This window comes from Arthrobacter sp. CMU6, assembly GCF_059090205.1.
Genome location: NZ_JBNHFL010000001.1, coordinates 49,575 through 73,153, shown reverse-complemented (window position 1 = coordinate 73,153; position 23,579 = coordinate 49,575). Strand labels below are relative to the sequence as shown.

General features: G+C 66.5%; 20 protein-coding genes and 1 pseudogene. 4 read left to right on the top strand and 17 right to left on the bottom strand.

Annotation, left to right across the window (positions count from 1 at the left end; genetic code table 11):
- Nucleotides 1-77: 77 nt before the first annotated feature.
- Nucleotides 78-785 (bottom strand): FadR/GntR family transcriptional regulator, encoded by a 708-nt coding sequence (locus AC5RWD_RS00355; RefSeq protein ID WP_494018318.1) that lies wholly within the window; start codon nt 783-785, stop codon nt 78-80.
- A gap of 81 nt (nt 786-866) precedes the next feature.
- Nucleotides 867-1,334 (bottom strand): SRPBCC family protein, encoded by a 468-nt coding sequence (locus tag AC5RWD_RS00350; protein ID WP_494018131.1) that lies wholly within the window; start codon nt 1,332-1,334, stop codon nt 867-869.
- 42 nt (nt 1,335-1,376) lie between these two features.
- Between AC5RWD_RS00350 and AC5RWD_RS00345 the strand changes: the two genes are divergently transcribed.
- The 3 genes from AC5RWD_RS00345 to iolB all read left to right on the top strand — a co-directional run bounded on the left by AC5RWD_RS00345 (nt 1,377) and on the right by iolB (nt 4,340).
- Nucleotides 1,377-2,393, top strand: coding sequence for a gamma-glutamyl-gamma-aminobutyrate hydrolase family protein (locus tag AC5RWD_RS00345; RefSeq protein WP_494018130.1), 1,017 nt, complete (start codon nt 1,377-1,379; stop codon nt 2,391-2,393).
- 139 nt (nt 2,394-2,532) lie between these two features.
- Nucleotides 2,533-3,273, top strand: coding sequence for a GntR family transcriptional regulator (locus tag AC5RWD_RS00340; protein ID WP_494018129.1), 741 nt, complete (start codon nt 2,533-2,535; stop codon nt 3,271-3,273).
- 161 nt (nt 3,274-3,434) lie between these two features.
- Nucleotides 3,435-4,340 (top strand): 5-deoxy-glucuronate isomerase, encoded by a 906-nt coding sequence (gene iolB, locus AC5RWD_RS00335; protein WP_494018128.1) that lies wholly within the window; start codon nt 3,435-3,437, stop codon nt 4,338-4,340.
- A gap of 80 nt (nt 4,341-4,420) precedes the next feature.
- On the opposite strand, the gene AC5RWD_RS00330 is transcribed toward iolB, so the two are convergent.
- A complete protein-coding gene (locus tag AC5RWD_RS00330; protein ID WP_494018127.1) occupies nt 4,421-5,716 on the bottom strand; it encodes an MFS transporter in 1,296 nt (431 codons plus the stop codon).
- A gap of 171 nt (nt 5,717-5,887) precedes the next feature.
- On the opposite strand from AC5RWD_RS00330, the gene AC5RWD_RS00325 reads away from it, so the two are divergent.
- Nucleotides 5,888-6,337 carry a MarR family winged helix-turn-helix transcriptional regulator gene (locus tag AC5RWD_RS00325; protein ID WP_314195344.1) on the top strand — a complete coding sequence of 150 codons (450 nt, stop codon included), beginning with the start codon at nt 5,888-5,890 and terminating at the stop codon, nt 6,335-6,337.
- 159 nt (nt 6,338-6,496) lie between these two features.
- Here AC5RWD_RS00325 and AC5RWD_RS00320 read toward each other — a convergent pair.
- From AC5RWD_RS00320 to pcrA, 14 genes and pseudogenes are all read right to left on the bottom strand, one after another.
- Nucleotides 6,497-7,920, bottom strand: a pseudogene (locus AC5RWD_RS00320) (sugar porter family MFS transporter).
- A 42-nt stretch (nt 7,921-7,962) separates the two neighbouring features.
- A complete protein-coding gene (locus AC5RWD_RS00315; RefSeq protein ID WP_494018126.1) occupies nt 7,963-8,838 on the bottom strand; it encodes a sugar phosphate isomerase/epimerase family protein in 876 nt (291 codons plus the stop codon).
- A 116-nt stretch (nt 8,839-8,954) separates the two neighbouring features.
- Nucleotides 8,955-9,968, bottom strand: coding sequence for a Gfo/Idh/MocA family protein (locus AC5RWD_RS00310; RefSeq protein ID WP_494018125.1), 1,014 nt, complete (start codon nt 9,966-9,968; stop codon nt 8,955-8,957).
- A gap of 37 nt (nt 9,969-10,005) precedes the next feature.
- Nucleotides 10,006-10,917: a sugar phosphate isomerase/epimerase family protein gene (locus tag AC5RWD_RS00305; RefSeq protein WP_494018124.1), complete on the bottom strand. Its 912-nt coding sequence runs from the start codon at nt 10,915-10,917 to the stop codon at nt 10,006-10,008.
- A gap of 71 nt (nt 10,918-10,988) precedes the next feature.
- On the bottom strand, nt 10,989-12,500 hold the full coding sequence (locus AC5RWD_RS00300; protein WP_494018123.1) for a CoA-acylating methylmalonate-semialdehyde dehydrogenase: 1,512 nt from the start codon (nt 12,498-12,500) through the stop codon (nt 10,989-10,991).
- A 47-nt stretch (nt 12,501-12,547) separates the two neighbouring features.
- The gene (iolD, locus tag AC5RWD_RS00295) at nt 12,548-14,497 is read right to left on the bottom strand and encodes a 3D-(3,5/4)-trihydroxycyclohexane-1,2-dione acylhydrolase (decyclizing) (RefSeq protein WP_494018122.1); all 1,950 of its coding nucleotides are present in this window, start codon (nt 14,495-14,497) and stop codon (nt 12,548-12,550) included.
- A gap of 4 nt (nt 14,498-14,501) precedes the next feature.
- The gene (locus AC5RWD_RS00290) at nt 14,502-15,452 is read right to left on the bottom strand and encodes a Cgl0159 family (beta/alpha)8-fold protein (RefSeq protein ID WP_494018121.1); all 951 of its coding nucleotides are present in this window, start codon (nt 15,450-15,452) and stop codon (nt 14,502-14,504) included.
- Nucleotides 15,449-16,450: a 5-dehydro-2-deoxygluconokinase gene (gene iolC, locus AC5RWD_RS00285; protein ID WP_494018120.1), complete on the bottom strand. Its 1,002-nt coding sequence runs from the start codon at nt 16,448-16,450 to the stop codon at nt 15,449-15,451. The genes AC5RWD_RS00290 and iolC overlap by 4 nt, the downstream gene beginning before the upstream one ends.
- A gap of 222 nt (nt 16,451-16,672) precedes the next feature.
- On the bottom strand, nt 16,673-17,077 hold the full coding sequence (locus tag AC5RWD_RS00280) for a tautomerase family protein (RefSeq protein WP_494018119.1): 405 nt from the start codon (nt 17,075-17,077) through the stop codon (nt 16,673-16,675).
- Between the two features lie 173 nt (nt 17,078-17,250).
- Nucleotides 17,251-17,724 (bottom strand): SRPBCC family protein, encoded by a 474-nt coding sequence (locus tag AC5RWD_RS00275; protein ID WP_494018118.1) that lies wholly within the window; start codon nt 17,722-17,724, stop codon nt 17,251-17,253.
- A gap of 171 nt (nt 17,725-17,895) precedes the next feature.
- Nucleotides 17,896-18,798: a succinate--CoA ligase subunit alpha gene (sucD, locus tag AC5RWD_RS00270; protein WP_494018117.1), complete on the bottom strand. Its 903-nt coding sequence runs from the start codon at nt 18,796-18,798 to the stop codon at nt 17,896-17,898.
- Between the two features lie 30 nt (nt 18,799-18,828).
- On the bottom strand, nt 18,829-19,995 hold the full coding sequence (sucC, locus tag AC5RWD_RS00265; RefSeq protein WP_003804621.1) for an ADP-forming succinate--CoA ligase subunit beta: 1,167 nt from the start codon (nt 19,993-19,995) through the stop codon (nt 18,829-18,831).
- 224 nt (nt 19,996-20,219) lie between these two features.
- Nucleotides 20,220-20,891: a hypothetical protein gene (locus AC5RWD_RS00260; RefSeq protein WP_494018317.1), complete on the bottom strand. Its 672-nt coding sequence runs from the start codon at nt 20,889-20,891 to the stop codon at nt 20,220-20,222.
- Nucleotides 20,892-20,947: 56 nt separating this feature from the next.
- Nucleotides 20,948-23,503 carry a DNA helicase PcrA gene (pcrA, locus tag AC5RWD_RS00255; protein WP_494018116.1) on the bottom strand — a complete coding sequence of 852 codons (2,556 nt, stop codon included), beginning with the start codon at nt 23,501-23,503 and terminating at the stop codon, nt 20,948-20,950.
- Nucleotides 23,504-23,579: the final 76 nt, after the last annotated feature.

Here is a 23,579-nt window from a genome sequence, read left to right as displayed (position 1 = left end):
AAAAGGCCGCCACGGAAAGAGAGCGGCAGAGGAGGCGGGCGAACCGGCAGGATGCCAGGACCCAGGAGGCCCGGAGCCTAGGAGCGTTGGCCGTGAACGTAACGCTCGTAGTCCTCGAAGGTCTGGTCCATGTGCTCGTCCATCGCCTTGCGCGCCAGCTCGGCGTCGCCGGTAAGGATGCTCTCCAGCACGCGCTGATGAAAGGCGATGGCGTGGCGCTGGATTTCCTCGATGGCCGACGTCTCGCGGCGGGCGCGGTAGAGGGACTGGCCCAGCTGTGCCAGCAGGGCGCGGACAAACGGGTTGCCGGACGCCTTTAGGACGGTGTCGTGGAAGGCAATGTCCGCCGCCACGAATCCGTCCAGGTCTCCCGCCTGGTGATAGCGCTTCATGTCCGCGATGGACGTCCGCATCTCCTCGGCATGCTCGGGGGTGTGGCGCCCGGCGGCGAGCGCGGCTGCGCCGGTTTCCACCATGCGCCGGACCTCGATCAGGCCGCGGGATACTTGGTCGTCCGCGTTGCCGTGCGAGGCCGCCTTGATGATGGCGTCGAGTCCGGTCCAGTTGTCGGCCGGATTCACGAAGGTCCCGCGGCCCGCTTTGACGTACAGGATGTTCTGCGCCCGGAGTGCCTTCAGCGCTTCACGGGCGGTCAACCGGCTGACGTCGTAGGCCTTGGCGATGTCTGCTTCCGGCGGCAATGCATCGTGCGGTTTCAGCCTGCCGTCGAGTATGTCATCCAGCAGACCGTCAACGAGGTCGTCAACAAGTGTCCTGCGCCCCACCGACTGCCCTACTTTCGCCTTGCCTATTGCTCCCAACACTACCGAAACCGGGGCGGAGGCAGTAAAACGGCGCCGAGTGCGTCAGCTTGTGGCTTGGGCGCCCGTAACGTACGAGTCCAGCCTGGCCAGCGTCCTGTCAATATTTTCCGGATGGCGGCCCAGATAGCCGACAAGCCGAAGCAGGAACTTGCCGCGGACATGCCGTGCATCCCACTGTTCGGTCACGAGTGTTCCGGGCACGCCGCTGCTGTCCGTGGCCGGTTCCAGCAGGTAACGCCACACATGCCCGTAGAAGTGGCGCCAGGCGATCCGGTGGCCCTCCTCGAACTCCGTGACGGTGTTGAGGATGCGGTAATCAACTGCGATATTCATTTCCATGCCGAACTTGGCGCCGGGGCCAAGACGCCCCGGACCCCTCGGCTGGGCGCCCTTGACGGTGCCCGACCCGTCGATCTCGCTGTGCAGTGCGGGTGTGGCCAGGACCTCGAAGATCCGGTCCGGCGGCGCCGCGATGAAACGGTCCCGGGACACCAGGTAGCGGTTGTTCATCAGCCCAGCCTAAACCGCCCCGTTATGGGGCAGAATTTGAGGATGCAGAATTCAACGCGGAATTCAGGAACAGGGCAGACTCCAGACACAGAGCAGACTCTGGACACGACACAGGCCCCGGATGCAGACGCGGCACAGAGTGCGGTCCCGGGCGGTGCGCGCCGGCCGCGGATCGGGATTCCCGTCCGGCTGAGCAGCCCGGCGGCAGATCCGGACCCGCGGGTGGCAAAGGCCAGCAGCCTCTTCGGCTGCATCGTCAGCCTCATCCGCGATGTCGGCGGGGAGCCGGTCCTGCTGACCTCCAAGTCACTGGAGGGCGGACTCAGCGCCGAACGCGACAGTGGAACGGCCGGCAGCGGCGCATCGGGCAGTGAAACGGCCGACGGCGGAACTTCCGACGGCGTTAGGGTAGCGGACGCGCCCAAGGCACTTGACGGCGTCGTACTTCCCGGCGGCGGCGACCTTGACCCGCGCCTCTACGGCGAGGAGCCGGGACCTTCCCTCTATGACGTCAACGCGGAACAGGACCGGCTGGACATCGCGGTGGCGCGGCGCGCGCTCGATGCCGGCACGCCGGTGCTGGGCATCTGCCGCGGACACCAGCTGCTCAACGTCCTGTATGGCGGGACGCTGGTCCAGGACATGACGCCGGGTACTGTGCCGCACCGCCAGATCCCGGCAGCTGCCAACAGGCCCTGGGTGTGGCACGAGGTGACGATCAGCCCGGGGTCCAAAGTGGCGAAGATGTACGCCGCCGTCGCTACTCCCGAAGCCGGCGAAACGGCGTCCCCCGATGCCGCTGCTGCCGCGGATGATACAGCGGCGGGTGAGCCAGGCGCCATTGAGGTCAAGATCGCTTCCGGCCACCACCAGGCAGTGGACCGGGTGGCGCCGGGGCTGGTGGTGACCGCGGTGGCGGACGACGGCACGGTGGAGGCGCTGGAGGATCCAGATCGGTGGGTTGCCTCGGTGCAGTGGCATCCCGAGGCCCTGGAACTGACCGAGGAGCAGCGGCTTGCCCCGTTCCGGGTGTTCGTGGAGGCCTGCCGCACTCGCTGACCGGGCCTTGGCTGGCCGGATTCCTTGACTGCCGGCGGCTCCCTGCTATGATCAAAATCAGAGTATGTCCTAACAATCGGACATGCACTGACATACAGGCTTCTGGACGCGGAAACCTGCAGCACAAAGGGAGCACTCAATGGCGAACCAACTACACCTCAGCATCGACCGCTCGTCGCCGGTGCCGCTGTACCACCAGGTCGTCCAGGGCATTGAAGCTGCCATCCACACCGGCCTGCTGGAACCCGGCAGCCGGCTGGAGAACGAGATCGATCTCGCCGCCCAATTGAACCTCTCGCGCCCCACCATGCGCAAGGCCATGGACGAGCTGGTCCGCTCGGGGCTGCTCGTCCGCAAGCGGGGTGTCGGCACGCAGGTGGTGTCGAGCCAGGTCCGCCGCCCGCTTGAGCTGTCCAGCCTGTACGACGACCTGACCAACAACGGCAGCAAGCCCACCACCGAGGTGCTCACCTTTGCGCACGTCGAGGCCGACCCCGCCACCCGGGAAGCCCTGCACCTCACCGCCGGCGCCAAGGTCTACCACTTCACCAGGCTCCGGAAGGTGGGCGGCAAGCCGCTGGCCCTGATGGAAAACTGGGTGCGCGACGACATCACGCACATCGACGAGGACCTGCTGAAGACGCAGGGCCTGTACAGCATCCTGCGCAGCGGCGGCGTCAACTTCCGACTGGCCACGCAGCGCATCGGCGCGGTGGTGGCCAACGATTACCAGGCCCCGCTCCTGGAAACCGAGGCCGGCTCCGCCCTGGTCACCATGGAACGCACCGCCGTCGACGACACCGGGCGGAACGTGGAGACCGGTCACCACGTCTACCGCGGTGACTCCTACAGCTTCGAAATGACACTGGTCCAGCGCTAGGGCGGTCAAGCGCCAGGGCAATCAAGCGCCCGACCCAGTTCAGCGGCGGGCCCGCACGGCGTTACGCCGGGCGGCTCCTTCAGCGCGGGTTGGCGTTTTTCCTGCCCTTGCGGCGGGCTGCCGTGCCGGACCCACCACACATCCGAAAGGAACATGAACTTATGGCCGAATGGGTATACCCCCTGGGCAGTGCAGCCGAAGGCTGCTGGGACGTTTCACTGGGAACGTCGGACTCGAAACTGGCCGTGGAAGGCTGGGAACACACCGGACTGAAGGTGGCAACGCTGGCCCCGGGCGCCGCCGTCGAACTTCCGCCTGCGGCTGAGGAACGGATTGTCATCCCGCTGAGCGGGGCGTTCACCGTGGCCGTCGACGGGCTGGACTACCCGCTTGCCGGGCGGTCCAGCGTCTTCAGCGGCCCCACCGACGTACTTTACTCCGGGACGGACAAGGCTGTCAGGGTCACGTCGTCCGACGGCGGCCGGGTGGCGATCGCCACGGCCCCCGCCAAGGTCCAGTACCCCACGCGCCTGATCACTGCGGCGGAGACGCCGGTGGAGCTGCGCGGGGCTGGGAACTGCTCGCGACAGGTCCACAATTTCGGCACCCCCGCCGCGCTGGAAGCCGACCGCTTCATCGTCTGCGAGGTCCTCACGCCCGCCGGCAACTGGTCCTCCTACCCTCCCCACAAGCATGACGAGGAGAAGGAAGGCGAGACCCGGCTCGAGGAGATCTACTACTTCGAGACGAGGGTGGCCGACGTCCCCGGCTTGACCGGCCTGGGCGAGAACGCGGATGCCATCGGCTACCAGCGGGTCTACGCCTCCGACCACCGGCCCATCGACGTCGCAGCCGAAGTCCGCACCGGCGACGTGGTGCTGGTGCCCTACGGCTGGCACGGCCCGGCCATGGCCGCGCCCGGTTACGACATGTACTACCTCAACGTCATGGCCGGACCCGGCCGCGTGCGGGACTGGCTCATCAGCGATGACCCGCACCACGGCTGGGTCCGCCAGACGTGGCAGGGCCAGAACGTGGACCCCCGGCTGCCTTTCGGGGCGAAGTAGGCGGACCTTTCGCCGCTTGGAGCCAGGGGTTACGGAGCGGGCGAGGTAGGCGGACTTTCCGCTCTCCGGAGCCCGCGGGGCTAACGGACGGAAACGGGTCCGACGTCGGCCGGTTCAGCTTCCGCCGAACCGGCCGCTTCCGTCTCCACGCTGTTTTGGGACGCAACGGTCGCGGGTGCCACGGTTGCAGACGCTACGGCTGTATCCGGAGCCGGAACCTGGCGGGCCGTTGCCTTGGCCCGGAATGCAGCGCCCGCCATGACCGCCAGGCCCAGCAGCGTGATGCCCGCCCCTGCCCAGATGGGCGAGGTGTATCCGAGGCCGGCCGTGATGGTCACGCCGCCGAGCCAGGCTCCCAGGGCGTTGCCCACATTGAACGCGCCGATGTTGGCTCCGGAGGCGAGCGTGGGTGCCTTGGCCGCGTACTTCATGACGCGCATCTGCAGACCGGGCACCGTGGCGAACCCGAAACCGCCGAGGAGCAGCAGCGAGGCGATGGTGAGCATCTGGTTGCCCGCGCTCAGGGCGAAAACCACCAGCACGACGACGAGGACCGAGAGCACGGCCAGCAGGGTGCGGTCGACGTCGCGGTCGGCCGCCCTGCCGCCGAGGGTGTTGCCGATAAAGAGGCCGACGCCGAAAACGATCAGCAGCCACGGCACCGTTGAAGCGGCGAATCCGGAAACTTCCGTGAGCGTGAAGGCGATGTAGGTGAAGGCGCCGAACATTCCGCCGTAGCCGAGGATGGTCACCAGGATGGACAGCCATACCTGGCCGGAACGGAAGGCGCGCAGTTCGCTTCGCAGTCCGCCGCCGGCGGTGTCACCGCTGCCCGCGTTGGGCACCAGGGCCAGGATTCCGGCCAGCGCGAGCACGCCGATGCCCGTGATGGCCCAGAAAGTGGAACGCCAGCCCGCCGCCTGGCCCAGGAGCGTGCCGAGCGGAACTCCCAGGACGTTGGCTGCCGTGAGCCCGGTGAACATAATGGCGATGGCGGCGGCCTTCTTCGTCGCCGGGACCATGCCGGCGGCCACCACCGCACCGATTCCGAAGAAGGCGCCGTGCGCGAGGGCGGCGACCACCCGGCCAGCCATCATCGCCCAGTAGTCAGGGGCAGTGGCGGACAGCAGGTTGCCGGCAATGAACAGCACCAGCAGCATGGCCAGGACGGGCTTGCGCCGGAAGCGCGAGACTGCAGCGGTGAGTCCCAGCGCTCCCACCACGACGGCGAGGGCATAGCCGGAGATGAACCATCCGGCGGACGCTTCGCTGACCCGGAAGTCGGCGGCCACTTCAGGGAGCAGGCCCATGATGACGAATTCGGTGAGTCCGATGCCGAACCCGCCGAGGGCTAGGGCTATCAGGCCAACAGGCATAGGTGTGCTCCTTCGGAACTGTACTGAATGGGGAGCGCGACGTAAGCTAATAGTTGCAAGCGCGCTATATTTTGTTGCACAAGAAAATATTGCACAGAAAGATATAGCGCGCAAGCAACTATCTACCGCGCTCTGTTCCGAGTGAGCCGGAGAACAAAAGGAGGAGGGCCCATGGGCATCAAGGACGACGCCGTAGAGGTGCGCGCCCAGGGCTGGCGCACCCTGGCGGCCCTGCACGGTCTGATCGAGGCGGAGCTGGAACGGTCGCTGCAGGGGCAGGCCCGGCTTTCCGTCGTCGAATACACGGTGCTGGACGCGCTCAGCAGGCAGGACGGGTGGCACATGCGTATGCAGCAGCTGGCGCGGGCCACGGCTCTGAGTGCGAGCGCGACCACCCGCCTGGTAAACCGGCTGGAGGACCGCGGCCTGCTAACCCGCATCCTGTGCGCTGACGACCGCCGCGGCATCTACACCGAGCTCACCGACAGCGGGAGCAAGCTGCTGGCGGAAGCCCGGCCGATCCACGACGCCGCGTTGGAGCGGACCCTGGCCGAGGCGCAGCAGGTGCCGGAGCTGGCGCCCCTGGTGGACGCCCTCCCCCGCCTCCACGCCGGCGTCTAGCTTCCGGCGTTTACCCCCCCGACGTCGTCCACCTCGCATGACTTCGCCGGAGCGACCTCATCTCGCGCCTACGGAGTTTTTGTGCAGATAATGCCCCTTCGAAGGCCTCGAGAGGGCATTATCTGGACAAAAAGTCCGGTGGTTTAGTGGGTGTTGCTGCTAGTGCGCCGGGGTTCCTGTTTCGACGGCGGGCTCGGCGTCGGAGGTCTTTGCTTCGGCGGTCTTTGCTTCGGCGGGGACGCCGGCCTGGTGCTTGAAGTAGTGCTCCACGTCCTCGAGGCTCTTGTCCTTGGTCTCCGGCACGTACTTCGCGGCGAAGAGGATAGCCCCGACACCCAGGACGGCGAACACGAAGAACGTGTTCGAGATGCCGATGGCCGCGAGCAGCTGCGGGAAGCCGAAGCCGATCAGGAAGTTCACGGTCCAGAGCACGAAAGCCGACGCGCCCATGCCCAGGCCACGGAGCTTCAGCGGGAAGATCTCCGAGAGCATGAGCCAGGTGACCGGTGAGATGGCTCCCTGCTGGAAGGCGAGGAACGAGACGGTCAGCGCCAGGATCACGTAGCCTCGCCCGGTGCCCTCGGGCAGGACCAGCGAGAACAGGCCGATCAGCAGCAGGGCCGAGGTGGTCCCGACCTGGCCGGTGATGAGCATCCGGCGCCGCCCCACCTTGCCGAGGAGCCAGATTCCCGCGAAGGTGGCCAGCACGGAGATGACACCGTTGGCGATGTTGGCGCTCAGTGCCGCTTCCCGGCCGAAGCCGGCATCCGCCAGGATCTGTGTGCCGTAGTACATGATGGAGTTCACGCCTGTGATCTGCTGGATCACCGCAAGGCCGACGCCGACGAAGAAGATCCGCCGCAGCCAGGGAACCTGCAGGTCCTACCAGGACCCCATCTTGGACTTGTAGTCCTCCACGGCCATGGCCTTGACTTCATCGAATTCGGCCGTGGCCTGGGCCTTGGAGCGGATGCGCTGAAGCACGCCGAGGGCCTCACCGAAGCTGCCAATTGAGGCGAGCCAGCGGGGGCTCTCGGGCATGAAGGCCATGCCGATCCACAGCGCGACTGCCGGCAGCGTGGCGATCACCAGCATCCAGCGCCAGATGCCCCCGGCTTCACCGAACGTGTTGCCGAGGTAGGCGTTGAAGATGAAGGCGAGCAGCTGGCCGGTGACGATCATAAGCTCGTTCTGCGTCACGATCCGCCCGCGCCGGGCCGACGGCGACACCTCCGCGAGGTACACCGGCACCGTGACGGACGCCCCGCCCGCGCCGGGCCGACGATGAACCGGGCCGCCACCATGAACTCGGTGCTGGGGGCCAGGGTGCAGCACAGCGTGCCGATCAGGAAGACGACGGCCAGAACCATGATCATCTTGCGGCGGCCGTTCCGGTCCGCCAGCCGGCCGCCGAACAGGGCACCGAAAGCGGCACCGAACAGCAGCGAGGACGTCACCATACCCTCGGCCAGCGGGGTAAGACCAAGGTCCTCCTGCATGTACGGCAGGGCACCGTTGATGACGCCGGTGTCGTAGCCGAAGAGCAGGCCGCCGAAGGTGGAGACGATGGTGACGGTGCGCAGTGCCCCCTTGTGTTTTAAGTCAGCCTTCCCAGAAAGCCGCCGTCATACGCTGACCTTCTGCACGTACTGCTTCATGGTGTCCAGCTGGAAGCGGGAAACCTCCTCGGCATTCTGGTTTTCGGCGAAGACACTGGACACCATCACGGTGTTGTCCCGGTCCAGGAAGCCGATTTCCTTCAGGCCGCCGAAGAACTCATCCCAGTTCACGTCGCCGTCGCCGATCTTCAGGTGCTGGTGCACCCGGACGGCGTTGCCCGGCGGGTTGGTGATGTAGCGCAGTCCGTGCGAGGCGTGGTGGTCCATGGTGTCGGCCACGTGGACCAGGCGCAGCTTGTCCCCCGCCGCGCGCATGATGTCCAGCGGCGAGTTCTTCATGTGGAAGCTGTGTGAGGCCACGTAGACCATGCCGACGTTCTTCGAGTTCAGCCCGCGGATGACGCGGATCGCGGCCAGGCCTTCTTCCACGAAGTCGTCCGGATGCGGGTCGATGAGCAGGTCGATGCCTTCACGCTCGATGATGGGGAGCAGTTCCTCCATGGAGCGGTAGAACGCGCGCTCGGATTCCTCGGCCAGTTCCGGCCGGCCGCTGAACTCGGTGTTCATGGTGCTGACGCCCAGGTCCACGGCGATCTGGACGGCGCGCTTCCAGTAGCGCACTGCTGCCTCGCGGGCATCCTCGTCCGGGCCGGACCAGCGGAGCACGGGCAGGATGGACGCAATTTCGATTCCGGCGTCGGTACATGCCTTCTTCAGCTGGCCCACCAGTTCGTCGTCGGCCTTGGGGTGGTTGTAGAACGGGATGAAGTCCGGGTGCGGGGTCATCTGCATGTACTTGTAGCCGAGGTCCGCCACCACCTTGGGGAATTCCAGCAGGCTGTGGCTGTGGTGGAAGGGGGTGGGATCAAGGGCGATTTTCACGAGAACACTCCATTGTGGAAAGAGTCGGGCCAAGAACCGGGTTTTTGTCCAGATAATGCGACCTTGAGGGGCTCGAAGGCGCATTATCTGGACAAAAACTCCAGGGGCGGGGTGGCCTAGCTGTAGAGGGCAGGCTTGGCGTTCAGCTTCACGGCGACCTTCTCGCCGTTCTTCTGGGCTTCCACGCCGGCTTCGCAACAGGCAGCCGTGGCGTAGCCGTCCCAGGCGCTGGGGCCGCCGATTTCGCCGCGGAGCGCGGCGTCGACCCAGGCCTGGATTTCGACGTCGTACGCGGCGCCGAAGCGCTCCTCGAAGCCGGGGGTGACCTTGCCGCCCCAGCGGCCGTTGCTGCGCGTGTAGGGTCCCTTGTCGCCGCCGATGCCGACGATCCCGTCCTCGAAGGAGGCCTGCGTGGCCACTTCGTAGCCGAACTTCGCGTTCACGTAGATTTCGACGTCGGCCAGGACACCGGACTCGGTTTCGATCAGGACGTGCTGGGGGTCGTGCTGACCTGCCGGTGCGTTCTTCGTGGCCTTGCCGAGGCGGACCTGGACGGTGGTGATCTCTTCGCCGGTGAAGTAGCGGATGGCGTCGAACTCGTGGACCACGGAGTCGTTGATGAGCATCTCGTTGGTAAAGCCCGCGGGGGTGCTGGGGTTGCGGTGCTGGTGGTGCAGCATCAGCAGTTCACCGAGCTCGCCGTCGCGGATCACGGAGCCCAGGGCGGCGTATTCGGCATCGAACCGGCGCATGAAGCCCACCTGGATGCGCTGGTGGCCCAGCTTTTCCTCCGCCTGGACGATCTTCCAGGCGGACTCGGCGTCCGGGGTCAGCGGCTTTTCGCAGAGGATGGGGATGTCCTTGGCGAGGGCCTTGAGCAGGATCTCCTCGTGCAGGAAGCCGGGCGTGGCGATCAGGACGGCGTTGACGTCGCCGTTGTTCAGCGCCTCTTCGGCGTCGGCCAGGGCAACGGCCCCGGGGATGCCCTCGATGGCGGCCTGTGCACGGGCGAGGTCAACATCGACGACGGCGGCCACTTCAGCGCCGTGGATGCGCTTGCTGAGGCGCTGGATGTGGTCCGCGCCCATGCGGCCGGCGCCGATAACGGCGACGCGAAGGGTTTCAGTCATTGTTCTTTCCTTACGTTTTGGGATGCCGGGGCGAAGGTTACTTGACCGCAGTGCGGGAGCCGCAGGACAGCAGGTAGTTGCGGGTGCGCTTGGCGATGGGCATCGGAACGTCGAAGGCCACCGGGTACATGTCCTGCTCCACGATGCCGAAGATCGGCCGGTCCAGGGCCTCCACGGCTTCGATGACCGCGCGCAGGTCGGGCAGACCGTTGGGCGGTTCCGTCATGACGCCGGCCAGGTTTGCCGCTGCCCAGGTCATGTTTTCCTCGTTGACCTTCTTGAGGACGTCCGGGTTGATCTGCTTCAGGTGCAGGTACCCGATCCGGTCCGGGTAGTTCTTGATGAGCTCCAGGCTGGAGGCGCCGCAGTATTCCGCGTGACCGGTGTCCAGGCACAGGTTGAGGTACTGCGGGTCCGTCGCGCCCAGCAGTGCTTCGATGTCCTCCTGGGCTCCGACGTGCGAGTCGGCGTGGGAGTGGAACTGCTGCCTGAGGCCGAAGTCCTCGAGCAGCGTCTTTCCGAGCCGGTTGTGGCCGGCGAGAAGGTCGCTCCAGGCCTTGTCGCTGAGTGTGCCGCTCTCCACAGCCTCGCCGGTGACGTCGTCGCGCCACATGGCGGGGATGACCACGATGTGCTCGCCGCCCATGGCTGCCGTCAGTTCGGCCACCTTGCGGGCCGGCTCCCAGGCCGTCTCCCACTGGTCCAGGCCGCGGTGGAAGGCGGTGAAGACCGTGCCCGCGCAGACCTGCAGGTCGCGCTGTTTGAGCTCCTCGGCCAGCCGGGCGGGGTCGGTGGGCAGGTAGCCGTAGGGGCCGAGTTCGATCCACTTGTAGCCGGATTCGGCCACTTCGTCGAGGAACCGCTCCCACGGGGTCTGCTTGGGGTCATCCGGGAACCAGACGCCCCAGGAGTCCGGCGCGGTGCCGATGATCAGCTTGTTCTCAGTCATGACAGCGTTGTCTTTCTCTTTGCTGATTGAGCCGGCAGAAACGCGATTTCGACAGGCTCAACCACCGGGGACTAGTTGGACGGGAAGTTGTAGGAGGCGCCGGAGGCGTGGGTGGGTTCGGGCCAGCGGGAGGTGACCACCTTGCCGCGGGTGTAGAAGGAGACGCCTTCGGGGCCGTAGATGTGCTTGTCGCCGAAGAGGGAGGCTTTCCAGCCGCCGAAGGAGTGGTAGGCCACCGGGACAGGCAGGGGCACGTTGATGCCGATCATGCCGACGGTGACGGAGCGCTGGAACTTGCGGGCGGCCGCTCCCGAGGAGGTGAAGATGGCGGTGCCGTTGCCGTAGGGGTTGGAGTTGATCAGCTTGATGCCGTCTTCGAGGGTGTCGACGCGGACGACGACGAGGACGGGTCCGAAGATCTCCTCCTGGTAGGCGGTCATCTCGGTCTTGACGTGGTCGATCACGGTGGGCCCGACCCAGAAGCCTTCCTCGTGGCCGGGGACGGCGAGGTCGCGGCCGTCCACGACCATCGCGGCTCCTGCGGCTTCGGCTTCGGTGACGATCTTCACGATCCGTTCCTTGGAGGCGGGGGTGATGACCGGGCCCATTTCCGCGCCGGGCACGGTGCCGTTGTTGACCTTGACGGCGACGGCGCGTTCCTCGACCTTCTTGACCAGCAGGTCCGCGGCGTCGCCGACGGCGACGGCGACCGAGATGGCCATGCAGCGTTCACCGGCGGAGCCGAAGGCGGCGGCGGCGAGGTGGTCTGCGGCGTTGTCCAGGTCGGCGTCGGGCAGGATGATGGCGTGGTTCTTCGCGCCGCCGAGGGCCTGTACGCGCTTGCCGTGGGCGGTGGCGGTCTCGTGGACGTACTTGGCGATCGGGGTGGAGCCGACGAAGGAAATGCCGTCCACGTCCGGGTGGGTCAGCAGCCCGTCGACGGTTTCCTTGTCGCCGTGCAGGACCTGGAACACGCCGTCGGGCAGCCCGGCGTCCTTCCACAGCTTGGCCAGCAGCAGGGACGCGGAGGGGTCGCGTTCGGAGGGCTTGAGGATGAACGCGTTGCCGGTGGCGATCGCCATCGGGGCCATCCACAGCGGCACCATGACGGGGAAGTTGAACGGGGTGATGCCAGCCACGACGCCCAACGGTTCGCGGAAGGAGAAGACGTCGATGCCGGTGGAGACTTGGTCGGAGTAGTCACCCTTGAGCAGGGACGGGATGCCGCAGGCGAACTCGATGACTTCCAGGCCGCGGCCGATCTCGCCCTTGGCGTCGGAGAGGACCTTGCCGTGCTCGGCGGTGATCAGCGCGGCGAGTTCGTTCACGTGCTCGGCGACGAGTTCGCGGAACTTGAACAGCACGGCGGTGCGCTTGGCCAGGGAGATGTCGCCCCAGGAGTCGGCAGCCTTGCGGGCTGCCGCGACGGTGTTGTCCAGGTCGGCGCGGTTGGCCAGGCGCAGCTCGGCGGTGACCTGGCCGGTGGCCGGGTTGTACACGGGCTGGGTGCGGTCACCTTCGCCTGCAGTCTCGGCACCGTTGATGAAGTGCTTGATGGTGGTGGTGACGGTCGTCGTTGACATAGAGATGACTTCCTTGGTCTGTGGCTTGGGGAGAGGCTGGGGGGAGGTTAGCCGAGCAGCTTGCGCTGGCGGTTCTTGTGGTCGGTGTAGGTCTTGTAGGCCTGCTGGGTGGATTCCAGTTCGGAAACGGCAGAGACGGGCACGTCCCACCAGGATTCGGAGTCCGGTGCGTCCAGCAGCGGGTCGGATTCGACGTGGATCACGATCGGGCCGCCGCGTTCCGGGGCTGCCTTGGCGTCGCGGATGGCCTGTTCGAGTTCGGCGATGGCCTTCTCGCCCGGCTCGATCCGGATCACCTTCACGCCGAGGGATTCGGCGTTCAGGGCCAGGTCCACCGGGAGGGTATCGCCCTCGTCGAAGGAGTGGTTTTCTTCGTCCAGGGCGCGGTACCGGGTGCCGAAGCGTTGCGAGCCGAGGGATTCGGAGAGCGAGCCGATGGAGGCGTAGCCGTGGTTCTGGATCAGGATCACGATCAGTTTGATCCGCTCGGCGACGGCGGTGACCAGTTCGGTGTGCATCATCAGGTAGGAGCCGTCCCCCACCATCACGACGACGTCGCGCTGGGCACCGCCCTTGGCGGCCTCGGCCAGCGCTGCGCGCTTGACACCCAGCCCGCCGGGGATCTCATAGCCCATGCAGGAGTACGCGTATTCGACGTGGTAGCCGAACGGGTCGCGGACCCGCCACATCTTGTGCAGGTCGCCCGGCAGCGAACCGGCGGCGCAGATGACCACGTCGGAGGCGTCCATGGCCCGGTTGGTGGCGCCGATTATCTCGTTCTGCGCCGGCAGCGGGCTGTGCCGGGTGTCGAAGGCCGCGTCCACCGTGGTGTTCCAGCGCTGCTTCTCGGCGGCGATCTTCTGCTCGAGGTCGGCGCCCACCCGGTAGCCGCCCAGGGCCTGGTTGAGCTTGACCAGCGCCTTGCGGGCGTCGGCGACGATCGGCAGCGAGGTGCCGTGCTTGTACGCGTCGATCGGTGCGACGTTGATGTTGATGAACTTCACCTCCGGGTTCTGGAACGCCGTCCGGGAGGCGGTGGTGAAGTCCTCGTAGCGGGTGCCGATGCCGATGATCAGGTCCGCTTCGGCGGCGATGGCGTTGGCCGCCGTCGTGCCCGTGGAGCCGATCGCGCCGAGGGAGAACTGGTGGTCCCACGGCAGGACGCCGACGCCGGCCTGCGTGTTGCCCACAGGGATGCCGGTCAGTTCGGCGAACTTCGCGAGTTCCTCATCGGCGTAGGCGTAGAGGACGCCGCCGCCGGCGATGATCAGCGGACGCTTCGCGGCCCGGATGACCTCGGCGGCGCGGCGGATGTCGCCGTCGTCCGCTTCCGGGCGGCGGATCCGCCACTCACGCTCGGCGAGGAACTCCTCGGGAACGTCGAAGGCTTCTGCCTGGACATCCTGGGGCAGCGAGATGGTCACCGCGCCGGTCTCGGCCGGGTCGGTGAGGACGCGCAGGCCGTGGTGGAACGCGGAGAACAGCTGCTCGGGCCGGGTGACCCGGTCGAAGAACCTGGACAGCGGCCGGAACGCGTCGTTGACCGTGAGGTCGTAGGCGTAGGGCTGCTCGAGCTGCTGCAGCACCGGATCAGCCGCGCGGGTGGCGAACGTGTCACTGGGCAGCAGCAGGACCGGCAGCCGGTTGGTGGTGGCCAGCGCGGCACCGGTGAGCAGGTTGGACGAGCCCGGGCCGATGGAGGTGCTGATTGCGTAGGTCTGGCGGCGGCGGGTGTGCCGGGCGTAGCCGACGGCCTGGTGCGACTGGGCCTGTTCGTTGCGGCCCTGGTAGTACGGCATGATGGTCGGATCGAGCTGCTGGTACTGCTTCAGGGCCTGGCCCACACCGGCCACGTTGCCGTGCCCGAAAATGCCGAACGTGCCCGGGATCAGCCGCTCGCGGAAATCGACCCCGGCAATGGAATCAACGGTGTACTGCTTCGAAAGATACTCGACCGCGGCCTGCGCCACGGTCATCCGGCGGGTTCCAGTTCCCATCGATTTACTCCGATACTTCTGCGGTGAGGGCTGATGTCGTGTGGTGGAGGAGTGAAGCGGCCGCGGCGACAGCTCCGGCAACATCGCCGTCCTGCGGGTACAGCAGGGTCCGGCCGACGGTCAGGCCCTGCACGCCGGGAAGAGCGAGGGCTGCTCCCCAGGTGGCGAACACCTCGTCCTGGGTGCCTGCCGGGTCTCCGCCCAGCAGCACGGTGGGCATGGTGGTGGCGGCCATGACGCGTTCCATCTCGGCCACCACCGGCAGCTTCATCCAGGTGTAGGCGCTCGTGGAGCCCAGGCCCTCGGCGATGGCGATGGACTTGATCACGGCGTCCGGGCTCAGGTCGTTGCGGGCCCGGCCGTTCTCGCGGACGGACAGGAAGGGCTCCACCATGGCGATGAGCTTGCGTTCGGCCAGCGAATCAATCGCTTTCGCCGTGGCCTCCAGCAGCGAGACGGTGTCCGGATCGCCCAGGCAGATGCGGGTCAGCATCTTGCCGCCGTCCGCGCCCAGTGCCTCCAGCGCCGCGGCGGTATGGCCGGTGAAGCGGTCGTCGAACTCGTTGACCAGGCCCGTCAGGCCGCCGCGGTTCATCGACCCGAAGACGAGCTTGCCCTCCAGCGCCCCGAGGAGCAGCAGATCGTCCATGATGTCCGGGGAAGCCAGGATGCCGTCCACCGCCGGGTTGGCCAGTGCAATCTGCAGCCGGTCCAGGAGCTGCCGGCGGTCCGCCATGGCCACCGGATCGCTGCCGACGGCGAGGGCGCCACGGGCCGGGTGGTCGGCTGCGACGATAAAGTTCTGCCGGCCGTGCTTCAGGCCGGGGTGGCGGCGGCGGGCCTTGGCGGCCCGGGCCACGGCGTCCGGGTCTTCGAGCCGGATGATGCTCAGGTGCTCGTAGCGGCGGGGGTCGTCATCCACCGCGAGGGCCGCGGTGCCGGGGTTGAGGCTCACAGGGCCGCTCCTTCAGGGATTGAGGCGCCGGGGACGAGGCGTCCGCGCTCGGCCAGCAGCGAGGTGACCTCGCCCGGAGTGGGCATGGCGTCCGCGCAGGACAGCCGGGAGGCGACAATGGCGCCGGCGGCGTTGGCGTAGTCCAGGACCTGTGCCAGCGGCCAGCCGGACAGCAGCCCGTGCACAAAGGCGCCGCCGAAGGAGTCACCGGCACCCAGGCCGTTGACGGTCTCCACCGGAACAGGGGCGGAGACCACGCGCTCGGTGCGGGTCTTAGCCATCACACCCTCCGGGCCGAGCTTAACGACGGCGATTTCCACGCCGGCGTCCAGCAGGCGGTCCGCCTGCTCATCCGGAGTGCCGGGGCCCACGGCCACGGAACATTCCTGGTCGTTGCCGATCGCGACGGTGACGTGCGGCAGGATCCGGGCCACCTGCTCGCGGGCTTCCTCCTCGGATGCCCAGAACATGGGCCGGTAGTCGAGGTCCAGGACGGTGTACTGGCCTTCCGTGAGACCGGTACGTGGCCGGGCCTCGTGCGCCTTGATGTGCGCCTCGCGGCTCGGCTCTTGGCACAGGCCCGTCACGGTGGACCAGAAGATCTGCGCCGCGCGGATGGCCTCCGTATCGAGCTCGTCAGCCTTGATCTGCAGGTCAGGCGCCGTGGGGAACCGGCCGTAGAAGTACAGCGGAAAATCGTGGGGCGGCTGGATGGCGCAGAACGTGGCCGGCGTCTGGAGACCCTGGACCGGGCTGACGAAGGAATCATCCACACCGAACTTTTCCAGTTCGCGGTGCAGGTACGTGCCGAACGGGTCATCGCCGGTGCGGGTGATGACCCCGGTCCGGCGGCCATGGCGGGCGGCGGCGACAGCAACGTTCGAAGGCGAGCCGCCGAGGTACTTGCCGAAGGACGTCACATCCTCCAGTCCCACCCCGATGTCATTCGGGTAGATATCAACGCTGATTCGCCCGATCGTGAGCAGTTCGTGGGTCACGGTGATCGTGGACCTTTCTTTTGGATCTCAACCTCTAAGCAGCCGAACGGCCAAGGCTCCGGCGTTCCGCGGCCCCGTGAGCGGGACCACATGAACTACTGTGCCCTAGAATTTATGTCCTGTCAAAAGTTTGTACTGACATACTTACAACAAGCAGAAGTTCGCATTAATCGCGAGTTGCGGAGCCGGATGCAGCGGCCGGCCGGAGTACTTTTTCAACCCCTACTTCTTCGGCACGGCGAGCTCACCAGTGACGTACTGGGCGCGGCCGAATCCGAAGGACCAGTCCCCCGCCGTGTTCTCGACATAGCCAATAAAGACGTCCTCGCCGGCGACCCCAAGCGCCGCCAACTTTTCCGCGACTGCAGCAAAGAGGCTCTGCTTCGCCTCCTGGCTACGCCCGCCCTGGGTGAAGATCTGGATCATGATGACGTCACGCGTGCGCTCGAAGCCAAGGCCCGCGTCCTGCGCCACAATCTGGCCCGGCGCGTGTTCGGTGACGATATGGAAGTAGTCGCGTTCCGGGATGCCATACTCAGCCAGGATCGCGTCATGGATGCCTCGGCTGAGGCGGTTGAGTTCATCCTGGCTGCGCCCCGAGTGGACGTCGATTCGTACTAGCGGCATGCGATCTCCTTTGATAGTTTGTCCTGACATATTATCAAAGTGACAAGCTGGCGCAAGGGCCCTTCCCTGCGCCCGCCCAAACGTGAGCTTCGCGACAAAGCCCGACGGCGGCCGGTGACCTTCAATGTGAAAGTCACCGGCCGCCGTCGGACGATTTTGCTGCGGTGCGTGCCCTACCCGGCCAGCACCTCCTCGAGCCGCTCATACCCGTCGCGGAGTCCGGTTTCCATCCCGGAGTTGGCCATGCCGTCGCGGGCCTCCAAGGTGGGACAGACAACATGGTTGTGGAGCCGGGACCGTCCGCCGCCGAGATCCTCGAAGTGGGTGAACTCGATGCAGACAATGTCCGGGTAGCCACTGAACTCAAAGGTCTGGACGGCAAACTCGTTCTCCCGGACGGTGTGGAAGAGACCGTTGGCGAGGTAGGTCACACCATCGGGTGCGGCGTGGCTGTAGAGGTAGCTGCCGCCGGTGCGGAAGTCGTAATGGTCGATGTCCACGCTGGTTCCGCGCGGGCCGAGCCACTGCGCGATCAGCCCGGGCTCGCTGTGGGCGCGGAACACGTCCGCCACCGGAAAGTCGAACTCCCGCTCAATATCGATGAAGGGTACGCCTGCCGGGATGGTGAGTTTAAGTGCGTTGGTCATGATCGGTCCTTGTCGCTGCTGCCGTGCTCCGAGACCGCCAACATAGACCTCACGGCACGCATAGGCAAGGCTCTGCCGGCCCGGCTTAAACGAAGAAACGCGGGGTCACTCTGCGCCCAATCCGGGGGGTGGATTGGGCTGGGAGTGACCCCGCGTTGCCTGAGGTGGGGCTTAGAGCGCTGCGTAGACTTCGCGCAGCAGCTTGGCGGTCTCGGACGGCGTCTTGCCGACCTTCACGCCGGCAGCCTCGAGGGCTTCCTTCTTCGCCTGGGCGGTACCGGCGGAACCGGAGACGATGGCGCCTGCGTGGCCCATGGTCTTGCCTTCGGGCGCGGTGAAGCCGGCCACGTAGCCGACAACCGGCTTGGTGACGTTGGCCTTGATGAAGTCGGCGGCACGTTCTTCGGCATCGCCGCCGATTTCGCCGATCATCACGATGGCCTTGGTCTCCGGGTCGGCCTCGAACGCAGCCAGGGCGTCGATGTGGGTGGTGCCGATGACGGGGTCACCGCCGATGCCGATGGCGGTGGAGAAGCCGAGGTCGCGCAGTTCGTACATCATCTGGTAGGTCAGCGTGCCGGACTTGGACACCAGGCCGATGGGGCCCTTGCCGGTGATGTTCGCCGGGGTGATGCCCACGAGGGCCTCGCCGGGGGTGATGATGCCGGGGCAGTTCGGTCCGATGATGCGGGTGACCTGGTTGCCGTCGGCGTCGACCTTGGACTGTGCCAGTGCCCAGAACTCGGCGGAGTCCTGGACCGGCACGCCTTCGGTGATAACGACGACGAGGCCGATGCCGGCCTCGATGGCTTCAACGACGGCGTTCTTGGTGAATGCCGGCGGGACGAAGACGATGGAGACGTCTGCGCCGGTCTCTGCCATGGCTTCCTTGACGGTGCCGAAAACGGTGATCTCGTTGTCGCCGTGCAGGACGGTGGTGCCGGCCTTGCGGGCATTGACGCCGCCAACAATGTTGGTGCCGGCCTTGAGCATGAGGGCGGTGTGCTTGGTGCCCTCGCCGCCCGTGATGCCCTGGACGATGACCTTGGAGTCCTTGTTCAGATAAATAGACATGTTTTCTTTCCTAGATCTCGGCAGGCTCGATCAGCGGGCGTTGGCGAGCTCGGCGGCCTTGTCGGCGCCCTCGTCCATGGTGGCAGCCAGGGTGACCAGCGGGTGGTTGGCCTCGGCGAGGATGCGGCGGCCTTCTTCGACGTTGTTGCCGTCGAGACGGACAACCAGCGGCTTGTTGGCGGAGTGGCCCAGCTCGGCCAGGGCGCCCACGATGCCCTTGGCGACAGCGTCACAGGCGGTGATGCCACCGAAGACGTTGACGAACACGGACTTGACCTGCTCGTCGCCCAGGATGACATCCAGGCCTGCGGCCATGACCTCGGCGGAGGCTCCGCCGCCGATGTCCAGGAAGTTGGCGGGCTTGACGTTGCCGTGGTTCTCGCCGGCGTAGGCGACGACGTCCAGGGTGGACATGACGAGGCCTGCACCGTTACCGATGATTCCGACTTCACCGTCCAGCTTGACGTAGTTCAGGTCCTGCGCCTTGGCCTTGGCCTCGAGCGGGTCTGCGGATTCCTTGTCCTCAAGCTGGGCGTGCTTGGGGTGGCGGAACTCAGCGTTCTCATCGAGCGTGACCTTGCCGTCGAGGGCAACGATCTCGCCGGCGCCGGTCTTGACCAGCGGGTTGACCTCCACGAGGGTGGCGTCTTCCTTCTTGAAGACGTCCCAGAGCTTTAGAATCACGCCGGCGACTTTGCCGCGCAGTTCTTCAGCGAAGCCGGCGGCAGCGACGATTTCGTCAGCTTTGGCCTGGTCTATGCCCACGGCGGGGTCGATGGCTACCTTGGCCAGGGCCTCGGGCCGCTCAACGGCGAGCTGCTCGATTTCCATGCCGCCTTCAACCGAGCACATGGCCAGGTAGTTGCGGTTGGCCCGGTCCAGCAGGACGGAGAAGTAGTATTCCTCGGCGATGTCCGCACCCTGGGCGATCATCACCTTGTTGACGGTGTGGCCCTTGATGTCCATGCCCAGGATGTTGGTGGAGTGCTCAAGTGCCTCGTCCGCGGACTTGGCCACCTTGACGCCGCCGGCCTTGCCGCGGCCACCGACCTTAACCTGTGCCTTGACGACAGTTACGCCGCCGATCTTCTCGGCAGCTGCCTTTGCTTCTTCAGGGGTGTGCGCCACGATGCCGGCGAGCACGGGTACACCGTGCGCTTCGAACATATCGCGCGCCTGATATTCAAACAGGTCCACGGTTTAGTGTCCTTCTACGTCGAAGTAGTTTCTGTACAGCCGGACAACACCAAAGGGTGCGGACCGGGCTGCGGAATTAACGCGCCCTGCGGCAGGTCCGGAAACGAGCCACGCGGCGCAATGCTCCTTTGGGAACTCTAGTCCTTTGGAGGGACCGGCCCGTTCCAGACTACCTGTTCTGTGAGTAAGGACACTATTCTATGGACCGTAGAAAAACCCCGGGATTACGGGGTTTTTGAGGCCTTGGCGGGCGCCGGTTGGACGTTTTTGCCGTTCGCGGAGATGAGTTCGTAATGATCCCGGCTGACAAAGAAACCGACGCCGCCGGAGACGTTTCCGCAGGCCACACCGGAGCGGTAGACGGAGCACCGCAGGCCGTTCCGTTCGAGGTTGCCGCCCTCCGGCAGGACCGGAAGCTTGGAGACGGGCCCGTTGGGCGTGCCCTTTGGCCCGTACTCGGCCTCCATCTGGGTGACGCCGGACCGGCATTCACCGTACCGGGCCCGGCCGGGCGTCAGGAGGGCCGCGCCGCCCAGGTAGCCGAGTCCGGTCCCCGCGCAGTCGTCGCCGACGTCCGCGGCCTCCGGCGCCGGGTACACCGCGAGCTCGCAGTGCGCCACGGGCACGGTTGCCAGTTTTTGGTTGTCGGAATCGCTGAAGTTGTTGGTTTCGTAGGGCAGGTTCAGGTGCGGTCCGCGGGCTGAGGTCAGGGCGCACACCACATTCCGGTCTGCGGTCGCGAATGCCAGCACGTCGTCGCCTGCGGCAAACCCGGCGGGGTCTGTGAGCGGTGCCTGTTTCAGCTGCTCCAGGGCGGGCAGCGGCGGCGGAGGGGTGTACTCCGGATCCGCGACTGTGACGGAACAGCCAGCCAGGACCAGTGGGAGCAGGGCCATCGGGAACAGCAGCACCCGGCCGGCGGCAACGCGATCAAGGCGCCCCACCGGCACGCTCAGGCGTCGATCTTGGTCAGCGGCGCGTAACGGAGCAGCAGCCGCTTCTCGCCGACGTCGAACTTCACCTTCGCCACGGTTTTGTCCCCGGCTCCTTCGACAGCGAGCACGGTGCCGTTGCCGAAGCTGGTGTGGTTGACCTTGTCCCCCACGCTGACCGCAATGACTTCCTTCTGCGGCTGCACGCGGTTTTTTGCGACGGCGGCCGGAACGTCCGCGTTGAAGCCCGCGGAGGAATCAGCCCTGGTGCCGCGGGCCGATCCGGCGCCCCAGAAGGATCCGCTGTACCGGCCCGAACCGATAGCGGCGCCGCTCCCCCAGCCGCCGGCCTGCCGGCTTGTGCCCTCGCGCTTCCATTCGACGAGCTCGGAGGGGATTTCCTCCAGGAACTGGCTGGCCGGGTTGTACTGGCTTTGCCCCCACATGTTGCGGACCTCGGAGCGCGTGACGTACAGGCGTTTCCGGGCGCGCGTCAGTCCCACGTATGCGAGCCGGCGTTCCTCCGCCAGTTCCTTGGGGTCCGTTGCGGAACGCTGGTGCGGGAAGAGCCCGTGCTCCATGCCGGTCAGGAAGACCACGGGGAATTCGAGGCCCTTGGCCGTGTGCAGCGTCATGAGCGTGACCACGCCCAGCCTTTTCGCCTCAGCCACCGCGGCGTCGATGTCCGCGCCGGGGGCGTCCGGGATCTGGTCGGCGTCGGCCACCAGGGAGACCTGCTCGAGGAAGGCGCCGAGGGACCCTTCGGGATTATCGCGCTCGTACTCGCGGACGACGGCGACAAGCTCGGCGAGGTTCTCCACCCGGGACTCGTCCTGCGGATCGTTGCTGGAGCGCAGGGTGGCGAGGTAGCCGGTCTGTTCCAGCACGGCCTCGAGCGCGGCCGCGGCGCCGGAACCCGCGGCGACCTCGGCGAGGTCGTCCAGGAGCTTCACGAAGCCGAGCACGGCGTTGACGGAGCGGGTGGCCATGCCGGGCGCCTGGTCGGCGCGGCGGGCCGCAGCGATGAAGGACGTGCGCTCCCGCGCGGCAAGGGCCGCCACGGCACCCTCGGCCCGGTCCCCGATCCCGCGCTTGGGTTCGTTGAGGACGCGGCGGAGGTTGACGTCGTCGTCCGGGTTGACCAGCACGCGCAGGTACGCCAGGGCGTCCTTGATTTCCTTGCGCTCGTAGAACCTGGTGCCGCCAACCACTTTGTACGGCAGCCCCACCCGCACCAGGACGTCCTCGATGGAACGGGACTGGGCGTTGGTGCGGTAGAAGATGGCGACATCGCCCGGGCGGAGGTTGTCCTCGTCCTGGAGCCGGTCGATTTCCTTGGCAATGAACTGGGCTTCGTCGTGCTCGTTCTCGCCGACGTATCCGATGATCTTGTGGCCCTCGCCCTCCGCGGTCCAGAGCCTTTTCTCGGGGCGGTTGGGGTTGCGGGAGATCACGGAGTTGGCCGCGCTCAGGATGTTCTGGGTGGAGCGGTAGTTCTGCTCCAGCTTGATGGTGCGGGCGTCGGGGTAGTCCTTCTCGAACTCCACGATGTTCCGGATGTCCGCGCCGCGGAACGCGTAGATCGACTGGTCGGAGTCGCCGACGACGGTCAGCTCCGCCGCCCCGGGCCCCTCGCCGACGATTTCCCGGACCAGGGCATACTGCGCGTGGTTGGTGTCCTGGTATTCGTCCACCAGGACATGCCGGAACCGGCGCCGGTAGGAGTCTGCGAGCGCCGGGAAGGCCCGGAACATGTAGACCGTCTGTGCGATCAGGTCATCGAAGTCCATGGCGTTGGCCTGGCGCAGCCGCTGGGTGTAGCCCTTGAAGACGTCTGCCACGGCGCTTTCGAAGGGGTCACTGTGGTTGGCGGCGGACGCGAACGAGTCGTCGTCGATCAGTTCGTTCTTGAGCGCGGAAATCTTGTGCTGGATTGCCTTGGGCGCGAACTTCTTGGGGTCAAGGTCCAGGTTCTTGGCCACCAGCGTAATCAGCCGAAGGGAGTCGGCGGAGTCGTAGATGGAGAAGTTGGACTTCAGGCCGACGTTGGCGGCCTCGCGCCGCAGAATCCGGACGCAGGACGAGTGGAACGTGGAGATCCACATGGCCTTGGCCCTGCCGCCAACAAGCGCCTCGATGCGTTCGCGCATTTCGGCGGCGGCCTTGTTGGTGAACGTGATGGCCAGGATTTCACCGTGGTGGGCCCGCTTGGTGGCAATCAGGTAGGCGATCCGGTTACTGAGGACGCGGGTCTTGCCGGAGCCGGCTCCGGCCACGATCAGCAGTGCGCTGCCGGAGTGTTTGACCGCTTCCTCCTGCTGAGGGTTCAGGCCGGCCAGCAGCGCCCCGGCGTCAGGCAGCTGGTGCCGGGCGTGTTCCTCCGGGCCCCCGCCGCCCGGGCCCCCACCGGCAGGTCCGGCCGCGGGCGCGGCTGCCGGGCGGCCTGCGGATTCACGCGGGCCGCCGCCGAACGCGGGCGTCATCAGCCCTGTTTCGGGGCGCGACTTGGTGATGGCACCGGCGTGGGAACCAGCCTTGAACGGACCGTCAGCGTAGGGGTCAAACAACATATCCATGGTGACTACAAGTCTAGGCGGTGGGGCTGACACTGGATTCCGCCCTGTGGATAACCCCGCCGCGGGGCGCTCCCAC